This is a genomic window from Pectobacterium sp. PL64 (genome assembly GCF_022477975.1).
Lineage (GTDB): Bacteria > Pseudomonadota > Gammaproteobacteria > Enterobacterales > Enterobacteriaceae > Pectobacterium > Pectobacterium jejuense.
The window spans coordinates 1,198,802-1,215,130 of the sequence record NZ_CP092070.1 but is presented as its reverse complement, the minus strand read 5'-3'; the positions used below and the strand labels follow the sequence as shown (position 1 = coordinate 1,215,130).

Sequence of the window (16,329 nt, the reverse complement as noted above, 5' to 3'; positions counted from 1 at the left end):
AGAACAATATGACACACCGCTCCCACGATATCGTCGCCCAGCCGCTGTTGCAGGTTGATGGCGTCGGACTGGAATATCGAACCCGTCGCAGTTTGGTTCGCGCCACCCATGATGTGAGTTTCGACGTCTTTCCCGCCGAGCGCTTTGTACTCTTAGGGCCTTCAGGCTGTGGTAAATCCAGCTTGCTCAAATCCATCGGCGGTTTTTTGTCTCCGGTAGACGGCGAAATCCGCCTTGAGGGTCAGCCAGTCACACGTCCGGGCCCAGATCGCATCATGGTCTTTCAGGAATTTGATCAACTGCCGCCGTGGAAAACCGTGCTGGAAAATACGCTGTTTCCGCTGGTTGCCAGCCGTCAGGCAACGCGAGCCGAAGCCGAGGAGCGTGCACGCTATTTTCTCGATAAAGTTGGGCTGGCGAAATTTACCGATGCCTATCCGCATACGTTATCCGGTGGAATGAAGCAACGCGTCGCCATCGCGCGGGCGCTGACCATGCAGCCTAAAGTGCTGCTCATGGATGAGCCGTTCGCCGCGCTGGATGCGCTGACCCGACGCAAAATGCAGGAAGAACTGCTGGCGCTGTGGGAAGAGGTGCGCTTCACGCTGCTGTTTGTCACCCACTCGATAGAGGAAGCGCTGATCGTCGGCAGCCGGATCTTGCTGCTCTCACCGCATCCGGGTCGTGTGCGAGCGGAAATCAACTGCCATCAGTTCGCGCTGAGCGATCAGGGCAGTGAAGCTTTTCAAACCACCGCACAGCGTATTCACCATCTTCTTTTTCCAACGGATACTGACGTGCCTTCACCCGTCACCTCTACGCAAGGTAAATCTTATGAGCATCCAGCCCCCCGTGCGGCCCGAGTATCAGCGTGAACTGGCGCCGCTGAAAGACTTCACACTCACCCAGCCTCTGCCGCTGACCACGCGCCTGTGGAATCAGACCTGGATTCGTAAGCTGATACTGTTGGCAGGGCTGCTATTGCTGTGGGAGTTCGCCGCACGCTGGCAAAACAACGATCTGATGCTGCCGGGTTTCCTGCAAACCTTTCAGGCATTTCGCGACGATCTCGCCAGCGGCGAACTGCCACATAAAATGGTGATTTCCCTCGGCACATTGCTAAAAGGCTATATCATTGGCAGCCTGTTGGCACTGGCCCTCAGCGCGTTGGCGGTATCCACCCGTTTCGGACGCGATCTCTTAGGCACCTTAACCTCCATGTTCAACCCGCTCCCTGCGATTGCGTTACTGCCGTTAGCGCTGCTGTGGTTTGGACTGGGAGAAAAGAGTCTGGTATTCGTTCTCGTCCACTCCGTGATGTGGCCGATGGCGTTGAATACCTATTCCGGCTTTCTCGGCGTTTCGGAAACGCTGCGTATGGCGGGCCGCAACTACGGCCTGACAGGCTTTCGCTACATCAATGCCATCCTGATTCCGGCTGCGCTGCCATCGATTATCTCCGGTCTGAAGATCGGCTGGGCGTTTGCCTGGCGCACCCTGATAGCCGCTGAGCTGGTGTTCGGTGCCTCCAGCGGCAATGGCGGTTTGGGCTGGTACATCTTCCAGAACCGTAACGAGCTTTACACCGACCGCGTTTTCGCCGGACTGGCGTCCGTCATCATCATCGGACTACTGGTTGAAGGGCTGGTGTTTTCCACCATCGAAAAGGTCACGGTGAAACGCTGGGGAATGCAGCGCTAAACACCATTCTGGTTATGCGAAATCTAGCCATTGATAGCCAGAATTGTTCTTTTGTGGCGCTCGATATCGCTGTTACAACTGATTTATCTTTCCCCACAGAGATGAGAGATCGCGACCATGATTGCAATACAAGCGCCACAAACCTATCTGAATCGTGACGGCGTCATTCGTTCTGTCGGCGACTATGCGGCTCCTTACGCCAGCACAATACTGATTATTACCAGTCCACAGGCATGGAAAACGACGGCAGATGCTGTCGAACACAGCCTCAATGAGCACGGTTTACGCTATCAGATCGAATTTTTGCCGGGTGATTGCACCAAACCCGCAATAGAAGCGATGACTGCACAGGCGCGTGCCTTCAACGTGGAACTGATTTTAGGCATTGGCGGCGGGCGCGTGCTGGATGTCGCCAAAGCTGTCGGCGACATTTTGGGACAGCTGCCTGTCATTGCCGTGCCCACCATTGCCGCTACCTGCGCCGCCTGGTCACCGATCAGCGTAATATACAGCGACAGCGGTGCGCACAACGGCCCCTTTCCGCTGACGCGGTTACCGGTGTGGGTACTGGTGGACAGCGAGATCATCGCTCACAGCCCTTCACGTTATCTCAAAGCCGGTATCGTGGATGCGTTGGCGAAGTGGTATGAATTCCAACCTTATTTGCGTCACGGCGATGACGGGCTGGCGTTAGCGCTTAAAGCGCAGGCGGCGAAACTGGCTGTGGAAACATTTAATACGTATGGCGAACAGGCCATCGTGGATAACGAACAAGGTCTGGTCACGCCAGCGCTGCGCCGTGTGATCGATGCCGTTATCGCGCTAGCGGGCGTCGCGAACAGCATGAAAGATGAGGTACCACGCATCGGCGTTGCCCATGCCATTCACAACAGCATGACGCGCCTGCCGGAACTACACGACTGGCTGCATGGTGAGAAAGTAGGTTTTGGTCTGGCCGCACAGGCCTTTCTGGAACACGATAGCGACGCTGATCGCGAAGAACTCTTCACCCAACTGCGCCGCTACGGTAGCCCGATAACGCTAAGCGCCCTCGGTCTGAATGAACGCCCACAGCTAGTGGAAAACATCGCGCAGCACGTGAAAATCGCACCGAAAATTGCCTCACGTCTGCCTTTCGCCACGGATGCCGAACGAATCCAACAGGCGCTGTGGCGCACGCAAACGTTAGAGACTGGTGTGATAAATAGCCATGCTGCATGACGGTGGATTAAGAAAAAACGGGCGCCTCGATCACTCGACGCGCCCGTTGCATAGGCTACTTGAAAAGGTTCGGGATTATCCCTGCTGGGCAGGCTGCGTGCTTATCCCTTTAAGCTCACGCTCATAGGCCCGCGCTTTCTGCTCATCGAACTGGTTTTCCCACTTGGCAATGACCAGCACCGCCAGTGCATTCCCAACCACGTTCAGCGCGGTACGTGCCATGTCGAGGATACGGTCAACGCCAGCAATAAATGCCAGACCCTCCAACGGAATACCGACGCTGCCCAGCGTAGCCAGCAGTACGACAAACGACACGCCCGGTACGCCGGCAATGCCTTTAGACGTCAGCATCAGCGTCAGTACCAGCACGATTTCCTGCCCAATCGACAGTTCAATGCCGTACAGCTGCGCGATGAAGATCGCCGCAATGCTCTGGTACAGCGTAGAACCATCGAGGTTAAAGGAGTAACCGGTCGGCACCACAAAGCTGGTAATCGACTTCGGCGCGCCATAGGCTTCCATTTTTTCGATGATGCGCGGCAGCACGGTTTCGGAACTGGCGGTGGAGTACGCGAGGATCAGTTCATCTTTGAGAATACGGATCAAGATGGTGATACGCAGCTTACACAGACGTGCGACGATACCGAGCACCACCAGCGCGAAGAAGAAAATCGCGGCATAAACCAGCATAACCAGCTTGGCTAACGGCCACAGCGACGCAAAACCGAAGTTGGCCACCGTGACGGAAATCAGCGCAAACACCCCAACAGGCGCATAACGCATGATCATGTGTGTCACCTTGAACATGGTTTCCGACACGCCGCGGAAGACGTTCAGCAGTGGTTCGCGGTGATCTTTCGGCAACGAAGATAGCCCTAAACCAAACAATACCGAGAAGAAGATAATCGGCAGCATGTCACCGTGTGCCATCGCGGCGAAGATATTCGGCGGAATCAGCGACAGCACCGTCCCCACCAGACTGTGCGAACCGCTCTGCACCTGCTCGGTGGTCTTTTGATACTGCGAGATATCAACAGCGGTCAGCGTCGACATGTCGATGCCGTGACCCGGCTGGAAGACATTCGCCAGCGTGATGCCAAGGATAATCGCTACCGTCGTGATGATTTCAAAATAGAGGATGGTTTTGAAGCCGATACGCCCGAGCTTTTTGGCATCCCCTACGCCTGCAATCCCGACAATCAACGTGGCGATAACAATCGGGACAACGATCATTTTAATCAGGCGGATAAAGATGTCGCCCGCGGGGCTAAGAATATTGCTGATAAGCCACTGGCGGCTTTCTTGCTGTTCATGCAGTACGGCACCGAGTGCAATACCCAGAACCAACGCGATAAGGATTTGCCAGGCAAGGCTGATTTTTTGTGTTTTCATCGTCATTTTCCGTTTTAAACTCCCCGCCATCACAAACATGGCGCTAGCGCGACTCCGGCGCAATACGAACCGAAAAAATCAACGTGGAGGTGACTGACTAGTGAGAAGGATGTCTGATGGATTACCCCGTCATACTTCAAGCTGCATGTGCGGTATTCAAAACGCACACGTTTTGTCCTGCCACTCGAATTATTTAGGGTAAATGTTCTAGTGCGATACCAAAATCATTAACATAATTATTCAATAAAAACGCACAAGTATTTGTATCGCTTAACAAAAATTCAGACATAAGTTATTGTTATGGCGGGAATGCTACTATTCCAGCACGATCAGATCAAGCAGATTATCGGCACGATAAACCATATTTATGCTGAATCGAGCACAGAAAACGGCGGGTATCGCGATACAAAAAATCGCGACAAAATCGAAAGAAAAACACCTGCCCAGTCAGAAAAACGCTGGCTGGGCATCGGGTTAGGAAAGCGCGCTATCCGTCAGATTTGGTAATCAATCACCGCTTCATCGTTATCCGAGAACACCTTATCTTTAATGTCATCCAGCGACAGTTCTGTATTACACAGCTGAATAAATTTCCAGGCATAGTTACGCTGTAACTGACCCTTTTTTAACCCCAGCCAAACCGTGTTCGCTTCAAACAAATGCTCGGCATTCAACCGTACCAGACCTTTGTCTCGCACTGGATCGAATGACATATCGGCCACAATCCCCACCCCAAGCCCCAGCTCGACATAGGTTTTAATCACATCTGAATCCTGCGCGCTCAGCGTAATATCCGGCGACATGCCCACCGCCTGAAACGCGCGATCCAGACGCGAACGACCGGTAATCCCCTGACGATAGGTGATTAACGGCTCCGCATTGAGCATTTCCAGCGTAATCACCGGCTCCTGCGTCAGCGGATGGTGCTCCGGCACAATTACCGAATGGTGCCAGCGATAGTAGGAGAACGCTGCCAGCGAGGGATCGTTAATCAACTGCTCACTGGCAATACCGATATCGGCCTCACCGGAATGAAGCATCGCCACGATTTCATCCGGCGTGCCCTGATTCAGCACCAGACGCACCTGCGGATACAGAGAGCGGAAGGCTTTAATCACCGGCGGCAGGCTGTAACGCGCCTGCGTATGCGTGGTCGCGATCACCAACTGGCCGGTGTCGTTATTGGTGAAGACATTCGCCAGCCGCCGAATATTGCTGGCGTCATTCAGAATGCGCTCAGCTACTACCAGCAGCTCTTTTCCCGGTTCGGTCATGCCTAACAGGCGTTTGCCACGACGGATGAAGATTTCAATCCCCAGCTCTTCTTCTAGCTCACGGATGTGGCGGCTCACGCCGGATTGAGAGGTAAACAGCGTATTCGCCACCTCGGTCAGGTTGTAATTGCACCGTGCTGATTCACGAATAATCTTCAGTTGCTGAAAGTTCACCTTTCACTCCCTTGTCCTTTATTACAGATAGCAATATTGATGCAAGTAATGAGAGCCAGAACAAATAAGCAAATGGAGTTGATTATATTTTTTTATACTAACGGTATGTCTGCCGCGCTATCTTATCTAACAAGGAATAGAGATAAATAGTAGAATCAAATAGTTATAAAAAATCACTATTGCCACGCGCACACCGTTAATCAACCATTTCGCTATGATTTATGCCTTTCTGATCTATTTATCTCAGCGCTTTTATTCTCTGTTTTCGCTATTACCGTACACGCTAAATAGAACGCACGACTTCAAGCTGACGTGCTATACCCCAAATAATTCGAGTTTCAGGAAGGCGGCAAGAGAGGGAATCCCGATGAGCTTACACAAGTAAGTGATTCGGGTGAGTGAACGTAGCCAACGCACATGCAACTTGAAGTATTACGGGTATATCACTGCTATGATGAAGGTCAGGATCAGAGACGAGGTAGCAGCATGCAGGGCGTACCGGAACACTTTACCGATGAAAGAGACTATGCCCAGTTCCGGCATTTGCCGACGCTGCCCGGCATTGAACTTTACCACGCGCATATCTGCCGTTATGCCTTTGAGCCACACACGCATGAGGCGTTTGGTATCGGCACCATCGACGACGGTGCGGAGCGATTCCGCTATCGTGGCGCCAAGCATATTGCGCCTGTCGATTCGTTAGTGTTGATGAACCCTGATGAGCTACATACGGGGGAATCCGCGACGGAAGACGGCTGGCGCTATCGCATGATCTACATTCCACCCGATGTGTTGGAGAGCGTCTCCGGTGAGAAAGGCTGGTGGTTTACCGACGTCGTGCGCCACGATCCCGCAACTGCACGCCAGCTGGCGATAACGCTGGCCGCGCTGTGGCAGACGACCGATCCCTTGGCGAGTGAAAGCCTGCTGCTGTCGCTGATTGCGCTTTTCCGACCTCACGCGCACATTGCCCAGCGCCAGAGGATTGAGCCGCTGCACCGCTTTGATGTGGTGAAAGCCTATCTGCGCGAGAATTTCGCCCATACGATTACCTTAAAAGAGCTGGCGGCGCTGGTTTCCCTGAGCCCGTATCATTTCCTGCGCCAGTTCAAAGCTCAGTTTCACGTCACGCCGCACCAAATGCTGATGGCGATCCGGTTGTATGAAGCCAAACAGATGCTGACACGTGGCATGGCTGCCGCGCATGTCGCCGTCGCCGTCGCCGTCGGGCTGACCGATCAGGCGCATCTGACCCGCACCTTCGCCCAACGCTATGGCGTCACGCCCATCCGCTACCAAAAGCAGGTGTATCCGGTTCAGCGCTAACGCTTTCAGCACGCATGCCGTCATCGTTACCCCACAGATGATATACCCTAAATAATTCGAGTTGCGTGAAGGCGGCAACCGAGCGAATCCCCAGGAGCTTACACAAGTAAGTGACTGGGGTGAGTAAGGGCAGCCAACGCACAAGCAGCTTGAAGTATGACGGGAATAAACAGCAATATCCTACAATCATTCGACACCGACTCCCCCTAGACTGGTGCGATGCACTATTGTGAACAAACGGGTTTATCATGCTGATAGGGGTTTTATTTGCGCTTGCCGCCGGACTGATGTGGGGGCTGATTTTCGTTGGGCCATTGATCGTACCGGACTACTCTGCGGCTTTGCAGTCCACCGGACGCTATCTGGCTTTTGGGCTGATTGCCTTACCGCTGGCGTGGCTCGATCGCCGTCGTCTGCGCCAGTTAACCCGCAGCGACTGGCTGGAGGCCACGAAGCTCACCATCATCGGCAATCTGCTGTACTACTTTCTGCTCGCCAGCGCGATTCAGCGCACGGGCGCACCGATCTCAACGATGATTATCGGCACCCTGCCCGTGGTGATTTCCGTTACCGCCAATGTGCTGTACAGCAAGCACGATGGCCGCGTGGCCTGGCGTCGGCTGCTGCCTTCGCTGCTGCTGATTGCGGCTGGGCTAGTTTGTGTCAATATTGCGGAACTGAAAGGAACCACCGTCGAATTCGATTTATGGCGTTACGCCAGTGGGATTGCGATGGCGTTTCTCGCCGTGGTTTGCTGGACCTGGTATCCGCTGCGCAACGCCCGCTGGCTGCGCGACCACAAAGGCAATACGCCGACCACCTGGGCTACAGCGCAGGGGCTGGTCACGCTACCGCTGGCGTTCTTGGGTTATCTGCTGGTGTGCGGCCATCTGGCGCTAACGGACAGCACCTTTACGCAGCCGTTCGGCCCACGGCCTGAGGTTTTCATTCCGCTGATGCTGGCGATTGGGCTGTTTTGTTCGTGGATCGGTACGCTGTTCTGGAACGAAGCCAGCCAGCGCCTGCCGACGGTGCTGGTAGGGCCGCTGATTGTGTTTGAAACGCTGGCGGGGCTGACCTATGCCTTCATCATCCGGCAATCCTGGCCGCCGCTGCTAACGCTCTGCGGCATCACCTGCCTGATTGTCGGGGTGATCTACGCTATGCGGGTGAAACCGGAACCTGTCGTTGTGAAAAAATCAACGGTGGTAGAAGTCCCGATGCCGGCTTCACGAACCGAATAAACGCACGCCTAAGAGGCTGTGGAAATAAGCCGGTCTTTATGTCCGGCTTGCCAGCTTCTGAAACAGCGCGGTCAGCTGTGCTTCATCTCTCGCCCCCTGATGCTGATCGGTCACCTTGCCGTTGGCATCAATAATAAACGAGGTTGGCGTGCCGCTGACCTGATAGCGCTCTTTGGTAATGCCCAACTGATCGCGCACCACCGGATAGGTCACCTTGTGGTGTGCCAGCATCGAGGTGATATCTACGCCGTCAGGATCGGTGTTAACCGCCACCACCACCACTTTATCGCCATACTCCTTGCTCAGCTTCTCCAGCGCGCCCATTTCCACCATGCAGCCGCCACAGCCCGACGACCAGAAATTCAGGTACACGCTTTTCCCCTGCCAGCGCGACAGTTCTACCTGCTGCCCCGCCAGATCGTAGGCCGCCAGCGCCGGTGCCTGCGCCCCGACGCTCACCTGTTCTTCCTTACAGCCGCTTAACGCCACTGCGCCCAGCAGGCACAGTGCGGTAATCCCGTTACGCCATTTCATGATGATTCACCTCTTCACCGAAATACTTGCCGTGTTGCAGGCGGATAATGCGGTCAGCAAACCGCCCCAGCTCAGGATTGTGCGTCACCATCACAATGGTGCGCCCCTGCCGATGCAGATCTTTCAGTAGATCCAGCACCCGCCGTTCATTCTCTTCATCCAGATTCCCCGTCGGTTCATCGGCGAAAATCACCGGAGGCTCATTCACCAGTGCGCGGGCAATACACACACGCTGCTGCTCACCGCCGGAAAGCTGGCTCGGTAAGTGATCGACGCGATGCGCCAGCCCAACCTGTTCCAGCACGCGCTGCGCCGCCGCTTCATCCACCACGCTGTGGTAGTGCTGCGCCAGCATGACGTTTTCCAATGCGGTCAAGAATGGAATCAGGTGGAACTGCTGGAATACCAGCCCAATTTTATCGGCCCGGAACTGGCGTCGCCCTTCTTCATCCAGCCCAGCGGCATCGACGCCGTCCAGCAATACCTGCCCTTCACTCACCGTATCCAGACAGGTGAGAATATTCATCAGCGTGGTTTTACCCGAGCCGGATGCGCCCATGATGGCGACGAACTCGCCGCGTGCGATGCGGATATTGATGTTCTCCAGCGCGGTAACCTGACCAAAGCGTTTATAGAGCTGGCGAGTTTCAATCACCGCCTCCGCGGCCTGCGCCCTTTCCTGCGCGTTCACCTCTACAGACATCGAACTACTCTCCTTTCAAGACTTTGGCTGGTTCGACGTAGATCGCCCGCCGAGTAGGAACCACTGCCGCGACGGCAGCAACCAGCAGAGACAGCGCCAGCGTGAGCGGGAACACCGGCAAACGCAGCGAGATCGTCGCATTGAATACGGCCATCCCCAGCACCTGTGCCAGCAGATAGCCCAATAGCAAACCGCATAACACGGCCGCCAGCGCGATAATGCCGGTTTCCGCCAGCATCTGCCGGATGATGTCTCGTCCGCTCGCCCCCAGCGCTTTCTGTAGCGCGAATTCGCGGGCACGTTCGCCGACAATCGCCATCAGCGTCGTGTTCACACACAGCGAAGACAGCACGAGGATCACCGCCGATACCAGCCCCATCAGCCCCTTGATTTTATTCAGCACCTGACCTTCCGACGCCGACACTTTCAGGATCGGGCGGATCTCCAACTGCGGATACTGCTGCTGGAGCTGGGCGGCAAAGCGATCGACCTGCCCCAAATCGTTGCTGACGCTCAGCAGCGCATTACTGATCGCGCCTTCTTTATCCAGCCACTTTTGTGCCAGTTCCAGATTCACGATCAGCATGTTGTCCGTCGCATCGCCGGATTCCACGATGCCTTTGATCTGCAACCGCTGCTTCCCGCCGTCGCCCACTAGCGTGATGCTGTCGCCGACTTTGACGTTCAGTCGTTCCGCCAGCTTCACCCCGATCATGGCATTACGGTCATCGAAGCTGACGCCAATCCAGTTACCCGTGACCTGCCAGTACGGTGCCAGCTGTCGCAGCGATTCGAACCACACGCCCATCAGCACCACTTTCTCCAGCTCCGTACGCGCCATACCGTACAGATAAGGGCTGGACGCATTGATTAACCCAGCCGGTGCGTTGTCGATAATCGGTTGAAACGTACTCTGTGGGATCGTATTACCTCGCGCCGGACCGATGTAAAAATTCGCGCCGAAGGTGCGCAGCTCCTGACTCATCTTGGCGTTAATATCGAAATAGACGGCAGACATCGCCGTCACAATCGCCGCCCCGACCATCAGCGCCGCGAACACCACGCTGACGCGCTGCATACGCAGCCGCAGCGCACGGAACACCAGCCGCCAGAACATACTGTTCATCCAGCCGTTAGCGCCCATACAGCACCTCCACCGGATAAAGTTTGGCGATCCGGCGCGCCGGGAACCACGTTCCGATGATGGCGATCAGCATCGAGATCACCAGCACACAAGGGATAACAATCCACGCGAAACTCAACGGTACGCCGAACAGCATCAGGCCAATGGCTTTAGCCAGCCCCCAGCCTGCGACACAGCCCGCGATCCCACCAGCCAGTCCACTCAGCGCCGCTTCGAGATAAAACAGCAGCATGATCTGCCACTGACGTGCACCCAGCGCTTTCATCAACCCGATCTCTTTGGCCCGTTCCATGATGGTGCTGGTCATCAGCGAGGCAATCCCCATCGCTGCCGCCACCAACGCGGCGAAGGTCACCACCGCCAGAAGCAGTTGAATCTTGTCGATCACCACACCTTCCGAGGCGGCGACCTGCCAGATAGGACGCACCACCGAGCCAGAAATGGCTTCTTCCAACTGGTGCGCAATCGAAGAGACATACGCGGTGCAGTACCAGAGGTCATACTCTTCGGCATTCAGCGCTTCCAAATTTTCCCGCGCCCGCCGCGACAGTTCGTTTTCCGGCACGGTCAGCGCCGATACGCGGATCGCCTGAATTTTACCGGCCAACCCCAGTAGCGATTGCACCGTTGCCAGCGGCATTACCAGACGGCTTTCTTCATCACCACCGCTGCTCAGAATGCCGCTCACCTCTACCGTTGCGTCGCCTTTTGCGCCGTGCAGCGCGAGTTTATCCCCGACTTTCCAGCCCGTTTGTGCCGCCAGCTGTTTTCCTACCAGCGTTTGCGCCACATTGTCCGTCGTCACCGATTCCTGCGGCCACTGCCCGGCCACCTGCCAGTAAGGGCTAACGGTCATTTGTCCCGTGCGATAGTCTTCTTCATCCGGCACCGCGACAGGCTGAGAAAAGAAGGTGCCCAGCACGGCAACCGGCTGTCCCTTGATCTCAACATCACCGCTCAACAGCGGCGCAAAGCCGACAATGTTATTACGCCAGAAGATATCTTTGATGTTCGGCAACTCGGCCTCATCGAGGAAATCTTGCCCTTCCAGCGGGTTACTGCGCTCGCCAAACAGCGCGGGTAGCGCAGCTTGCCCTGCTGGCTCAATCAAAATATTCGCGCCGTAAGACTTCAGCTCGCGCGCCATTTTGTCGCCGATGTCGATAGACACCGCCAGCAGCGCGGAGATCAGTCCCGCTGCCAAAAACACGGTCAGCACCGCCAGCGATTTACGCCGAATATTTCTGCGCCAGGACTGACGTAACAGTCGCCACAGCATGATTATTCCCCCTCAGCCTGCTCGTCAGCCGCCGCTTTGGCAGTGGCAAATTTCGCGGGACTTTCGCGGAAGCGGTTGTAGTTGGCCTCCGACGAGAAGAAGTATGTTTTACCGCCGTAGCGATATTTATGTTCTGCACTCACGTTAGTCAGTTTGGAGCCATCAACCGGGTCGATAACCTCCATCGATACCACCGTCGAGAAGTAGTTAGTACCTGCCGCCAGTGACGCTCGTCCAATCACCAGTTCGTTATCGTCGTTGCTCCACCCTTCAATCGGCACCGGATTACAGCCGCCCGCCTTCCCAATAGAAGGAATGAAAATATGCACGCCGCAGGCGACACAAATCACCTGATTACCTTCCATCACATAGCCCTGATCGCCGCACAGCAAGCAGGCATCAAACACCACGCCCAGACGCAGGCGATCGGGATAGCGGTTAATGATGAAGAAGCGCACGGCCTTGCCGTCATCAGCAATCCACACGAAGCGGTGCAGCTTGCCATCACGCACTTGCTCAATCGGAATATGCACTTTGCCATCGGCCGCCAGCGTCACCGGCTGTGCTTCCGACAGACGAGGCGGCTGCGACGCGACCTTGTCCCAATAGAGCTGGGCCAGCACTACCACCAACAGCGCCGTGACCGTCGCCAACAGCGTGCGGCGCAGCGTGCGATAGCCTGCCGTCGCTTTACGCTTTTCAATCGCCTCATGCGTGGCCAGCATCTGGCGACGCGCATGAAGTAGCGGCCAAACCAGCCCGACAGCCAGCGCAGCCATGAACAATGCACTGAGGTAATTTAATAAATACGCGCTGTTGGTGACGTGTGCCACATAGCTCAAGCGCGGCTTGGTGAGCCCCAGCACCTGTAATTTCATCAACAGCAGTAGCAAGTTGCCGCTTATCGGCAACAGCAGAAGTGCGACCAGCAGCGCCAGCAATGGCCAGCGCAGTAAACGAATGCGGCGCACGATCATGCCGCACAGCGCGGCACAGAACACCAGCCAGCCAAACGCCAGCAGCACGGCGCTGAAATTCAGCAGCAGATCGGTATTCACCACATGAGTGGTCGTCAGCGCGGTCAGATTGGGATCGTTGCCCCAATGCACCGCCGCGCCCGCCACCAGCAGCGCCTGCCACAGATAGCCAATACGCGGGTGGGAAAAACACTGACAGGCAAGAAACAGGATCAAGGCCAGCGCCTGAAGCGCCGTAAAGCCCAGCAGAAACGCCTGCCCGTTAGGAAAATGCACGCCAATAAACGTACCGGCGAACAGCGCCAGCAGCGTGGTCCAACCCAGCGATCTAACCGTCGGCGTGGAACGATGGCTCCAGTTCAGCCCCAGCAATAGCGCTATCGGCAGGAAGGATTGAAGTGTCGTGATAAAGAAATAACTCATATTCTCGTCATACTTCACGTTGCAGGTGCGTTGGTTGAGCGTGATCCCGGGTGGCATCAGTACACGAACCGAAAAATCGCCGCCTCTGCGAGCCGCGATAACGACCCACAGAGGCGTGAACATGGCCGCGACAGAACATCGCGGACAGAAGACCTTATTCTAAGCCGACGTATTTGAAGTCAAAGCTGACATCAAACGGTTTCCACCAGCGGCCTACGCCCGTTTCACCATCGGTGTGGCGGTGCATACCGGCTTTTGATGGCGGATCGATGTGGTAAGTCACTTTGTAGTTACCCACGCCCATCATTTTGATGTTCGCACCGTAGTGCGGGCCATCGCTGGCCACCATCGGCATGAAGATGCCTTCCTGCTTCGCACCGGTATCGGTGTTAGTCAGGGTGTAAGCGATGGTCAGGAACGGCATCCACTCGCCGGCACCGAAGCCATTCTTGTTACCTTCAGCGGCGTGAATATCAGCTTCCAGATGGATGTCCGCTTTCGCAGCAGGCAGGCCCATCCCACGCGGTTCCATATCGATAGGTTGCAGATAAACAGCGGCAATTTCCATTTCGTTCATGGAAACAGGCTCACCTGCTGGGTATTCTTTAAACGCCAGCGCGGCAGGCGCAGTGAAAATACCGGCAATAACGGCACCCGCAATCAGATTTTTTTGCATATTCATCAAACCCATCCTCATCTCAGTCGTCCCTCCTCGCTTAATTTGCTAAGCGATTGGGGTTGTTATGGTTATTTGCTGCTCTTATTGCTTTCAGTAGTAAATTAACGTCGGATGCTTGCTTTATCAGACGGCAGACGCCCTGCGCCGCATCACCCACAGAGCGATTAACGCCGCGACCACCAGCACCCCTTGTGGAATCAGCGTTTCCACATAAGGATAAATCCCCAACCCGCTGATTTCCGGCACGCCGGTCAGCAGCGTTGGTTCAAACAGCTTGCCTTCGATCAGTTCCAGCACGCCTTTACCCGCGAACACAAACGCCATCAGGTACATAAAGCAGCCGGTAAACATGAAGAACGGCTTCAGCGGCAGTTTGACGATGGTGTAGCGCATCACGAAGTAGGCGATCAGCAGGATCACACAGCCGATGGCAAACCCGGCCAGAATGGAGAGGTGCCCCGCCATGTTGCTGGCATCACCGACCAGCGCGTAATAGAACAGCACCGTCTCCGCGCCTTCGCGGTACACGGCCAGAAAGCTGGTGAGCCACAGGCCAATCATGGAGCCGCTGCTTAGCGAATGGGACAGCTTGCCTTCCAGATAGGCCTTCCAATGCCGTGCTTCCACTTTGGACAACAGCCAGTAGCTCATGAAGAACAGCATCACGACGGCAATCAGCATCGTAATGCCTTCCAGCAGCTCACGGCTGGCACCGGAATTGGTGAACACGAGTTGGAAAATGACAGCGGTAATCACGCTACACAGCAGTGCGACGTAAACCGACTGGCGAATCAGCGGCAGCTTGCCCTGCTGATTGTTTTTCACCAGATAGGCCACAATCGCAGCCACAATCAGCAAGGCTTCCAGCCCTTCGCGCACAATAATCAGCAGGCTGTAGATCAACAGGCTCCAGTGGGTTTCACCGCCATCGCCCAGCATGGTCACCGCCTTCGCCAGTTCCTGCTGCAACGCATCGGCCTGCCCTTGCAACTGCTCCGCGGGCTGTTTGGCATTCATCAGGCTCACCAGACGGGTGAAATAGCCTTCCAGCGTCGATTTGAACGCCGCATCGCGAGAACCAATTTTGTTCTCCATTCCGGTGGCTTCAAACAGATCGAAATAGGTGTCCTGCACCGCCATGATCGCAGGTTTGACCTGACCCTGACGGTACTGCGCGATCGCAGCGGCAATGGCCTGATTGATATCGTCGGCAACTTTCGCCCAGTTTGCGTCCGGCACGGCCCCCGTATCGGCGTTCGCGGCAGGTGTTGCCGTGGCCTGCTGGCTGTCTCGCGTTGTCGGCAATCCCGGCAAGACATCTTCGATATCCTGCAACAGCGTGGTGACCCGATAGGCGACATCCGTCAGTTGATCGGGTTGACTGGCTAGGGTAATCAGCGCGGAGAATTGTTGATTAATTGAGGCGGCCTGCTGCGCTGAGCGATTCTGTCTGACCGACATCTCCATTTCAGAGTTTTTAAAACCCTGATAGTGCGCCTGCTGCACGCTCTGGCTGGCTTTTTTGTAATCGCCAGCCTGATATTCGGTCACGGCCTGAGCGAGCTGATCATCGATGATTTTAAAACTCTGCTGCCAGTACGGCGCGATCTCAGCATTGTCATAGGCACCGTGCTGCTCCTGTGCGACCAGCTTGTGCCCTTCCGACAGCACCGGCAAAACGGCATCCAGTTCGCCCTTCAGCCAGGAAATTTTGGCCTGCACCTCGGCCTGCGGTTTTCCTTCGCCAATCATGCGGCGAATTTCACCGAAGGTCGCTTCCAACTGATAGCTTTTCTGCGCGGAAATGTTGATACGGATGGGGCCTTCAAGGTTTTCAAACACCTCGAAATAGGCCATCTGAACTTCGGTGCGGGCATCATCCGGCTTTTGCTGCTCATAGAGCTGAGCCGTTTTATCCAGCCGGGTTTCGATATCTTGAATAAATGAGGCGTAATCGGTCGCGGCAACTGCCACTGAACAACTCAACAGCCAACACAACACGAGAAGCGTTTTTTGCCAGATAGACATAAGCGAGTGATGAAGCACAAATGATATTTATTCTTATTATCACTTTGAAGCCGCCATCTGTCTTGATTTACGTCACGAAAACATGAGCAACAACCACTTTAGTATGTAACAAATGATTTCAAATTTAACTGAATGCCAATAAATTCCGTTTTATTTCTATAACCCCAGAAAAACACGGCTTTTTAATCTAAAAAACGGCAAAAAACCGCCAAGAAAATAAGGCAATAAAT

General features: G+C 55.2%; 15 protein-coding genes. 6 read left to right on the top strand and 9 right to left on the bottom strand.

What is annotated here, in order from left to right; genetic code table 11:
* Positions 1-8 precede the first annotated feature (8 nt).
* The 3 genes from HP572_RS05135 (at position 9) to HP572_RS05125 (ending at position 2,922) form a co-directional block, all read left to right on the top strand.
* Positions 9-875 (top strand): ABC transporter ATP-binding protein, encoded by an 867-nt coding sequence (locus HP572_RS05135; RefSeq protein WP_240584951.1) that lies wholly within the window; start codon positions 9-11, stop codon positions 873-875.
* Positions 835-1,701, top strand: coding sequence for an ABC transporter permease (locus HP572_RS05130; RefSeq protein WP_240584950.1), 867 nt, complete (start codon positions 835-837; stop codon positions 1,699-1,701). Before HP572_RS05135 ends, HP572_RS05130 begins: the two co-directional genes overlap by 41 nt.
* 117 nt (positions 1,702-1,818) lie before the next feature.
* Positions 1,819-2,922 carry an iron-containing alcohol dehydrogenase family protein gene (locus HP572_RS05125; protein ID WP_240584949.1) on the top strand — a complete coding sequence of 368 codons (1,104 nt, stop codon included), beginning with the start codon at positions 1,819-1,821 and terminating at the stop codon, positions 2,920-2,922.
* 75 nt (positions 2,923-2,997) lie between these two features.
* Here HP572_RS05125 and gltP read toward each other — a convergent pair whose 3' ends face one another.
* Positions 2,998-4,314 (bottom strand): glutamate/aspartate:proton symporter GltP, encoded by a 1,317-nt coding sequence (gene gltP, locus HP572_RS05120; protein WP_039287555.1) that lies wholly within the window; start codon positions 4,312-4,314, stop codon positions 2,998-3,000.
* A 300-nt stretch (positions 4,315-4,614) separates the two neighbouring features.
* Here gltP and HP572_RS05115 point away from each other — a divergent pair, with 300 nt between their 5' ends.
* Positions 4,615-4,821: a hypothetical protein gene (locus tag HP572_RS05115; RefSeq protein WP_240584948.1), complete on the top strand. Its 207-nt coding sequence runs from the start codon at positions 4,615-4,617 to the stop codon at positions 4,819-4,821.
* On the opposite strand, the gene cbl is transcribed toward HP572_RS05115, so the two are convergent.
* Positions 4,809-5,762 (bottom strand): HTH-type transcriptional regulator Cbl, encoded by a 954-nt coding sequence (gene cbl, locus HP572_RS05110; protein WP_010285215.1) that lies wholly within the window; start codon positions 5,760-5,762, stop codon positions 4,809-4,811. The two genes, HP572_RS05115 and cbl, sit on opposite strands and share 13 nt — an antisense overlap.
* Before the next feature lie 486 nt (positions 5,763-6,248).
* Between cbl and HP572_RS05105 the strand changes: the two genes are divergently transcribed.
* Both HP572_RS05105 and HP572_RS05100 read left to right on the top strand, forming a co-directional pair.
* Positions 6,249-7,088, top strand: a complete 840-nt coding sequence (locus tag HP572_RS05105) for an AraC family transcriptional regulator (protein WP_240585696.1) — start codon at positions 6,249-6,251, stop codon at positions 7,086-7,088.
* A 248-nt stretch (positions 7,089-7,336) separates the two neighbouring features.
* Positions 7,337-8,332, top strand: a complete 996-nt coding sequence (locus HP572_RS05100) for a DMT family transporter (protein ID WP_240584947.1) — start codon at positions 7,337-7,339, stop codon at positions 8,330-8,332.
* Positions 8,333-8,368: 36 nt separating this feature from the next.
* Here HP572_RS05100 and HP572_RS05095 read toward each other — a convergent pair whose 3' ends face one another.
* The 7 genes from HP572_RS05095 to HP572_RS05065 all read right to left on the bottom strand — a co-directional run bounded on the left by HP572_RS05095 (position 8,369) and on the right by HP572_RS05065 (position 16,099).
* Positions 8,369-8,866 (bottom strand): TlpA disulfide reductase family protein, encoded by a 498-nt coding sequence (locus tag HP572_RS05095; protein ID WP_174869314.1) that lies wholly within the window; start codon positions 8,864-8,866, stop codon positions 8,369-8,371.
* The gene (locus HP572_RS05090) at positions 8,853-9,569 is read right to left on the bottom strand and encodes an ABC transporter ATP-binding protein (RefSeq protein WP_010285208.1); all 717 of its coding nucleotides are present in this window, start codon (positions 9,567-9,569) and stop codon (positions 8,853-8,855) included. Before HP572_RS05090 ends, HP572_RS05095 begins: the two co-directional genes overlap by 14 nt.
* 4 nt (positions 9,570-9,573) lie before the next feature.
* Positions 9,574-10,713 (bottom strand): FtsX-like permease family protein, encoded by a 1,140-nt coding sequence (locus HP572_RS05085; RefSeq protein WP_306417416.1) that lies wholly within the window; start codon positions 10,711-10,713, stop codon positions 9,574-9,576.
* A complete protein-coding gene (locus tag HP572_RS05080) occupies positions 10,703-11,992 on the bottom strand; it encodes an ABC transporter permease (protein WP_240584946.1) in 1,290 nt (429 codons plus the stop codon). The genes HP572_RS05085 and HP572_RS05080 overlap by 11 nt, the downstream gene beginning before the upstream one ends.
* A 2-nt stretch (positions 11,993-11,994) precedes the next feature.
* On the bottom strand, positions 11,995-13,392 hold the full coding sequence (locus HP572_RS05075) for a Fe-S-containing protein (protein ID WP_240585695.1): 1,398 nt from the start codon (positions 13,390-13,392) through the stop codon (positions 11,995-11,997).
* A gap of 154 nt (positions 13,393-13,546) precedes the next feature.
* Positions 13,547-14,074, bottom strand: a complete 528-nt coding sequence (locus HP572_RS05070) for an iron transporter (protein ID WP_240584945.1) — start codon at positions 14,072-14,074, stop codon at positions 13,547-13,549.
* A gap of 120 nt (positions 14,075-14,194) precedes the next feature.
* Positions 14,195-16,099 carry an FTR1 family protein gene (locus HP572_RS05065; protein WP_240584944.1) on the bottom strand — a complete coding sequence of 635 codons (1,905 nt, stop codon included), beginning with the start codon at positions 16,097-16,099 and terminating at the stop codon, positions 14,195-14,197.
* Positions 16,100-16,329: the final 230 nt, after the last annotated feature.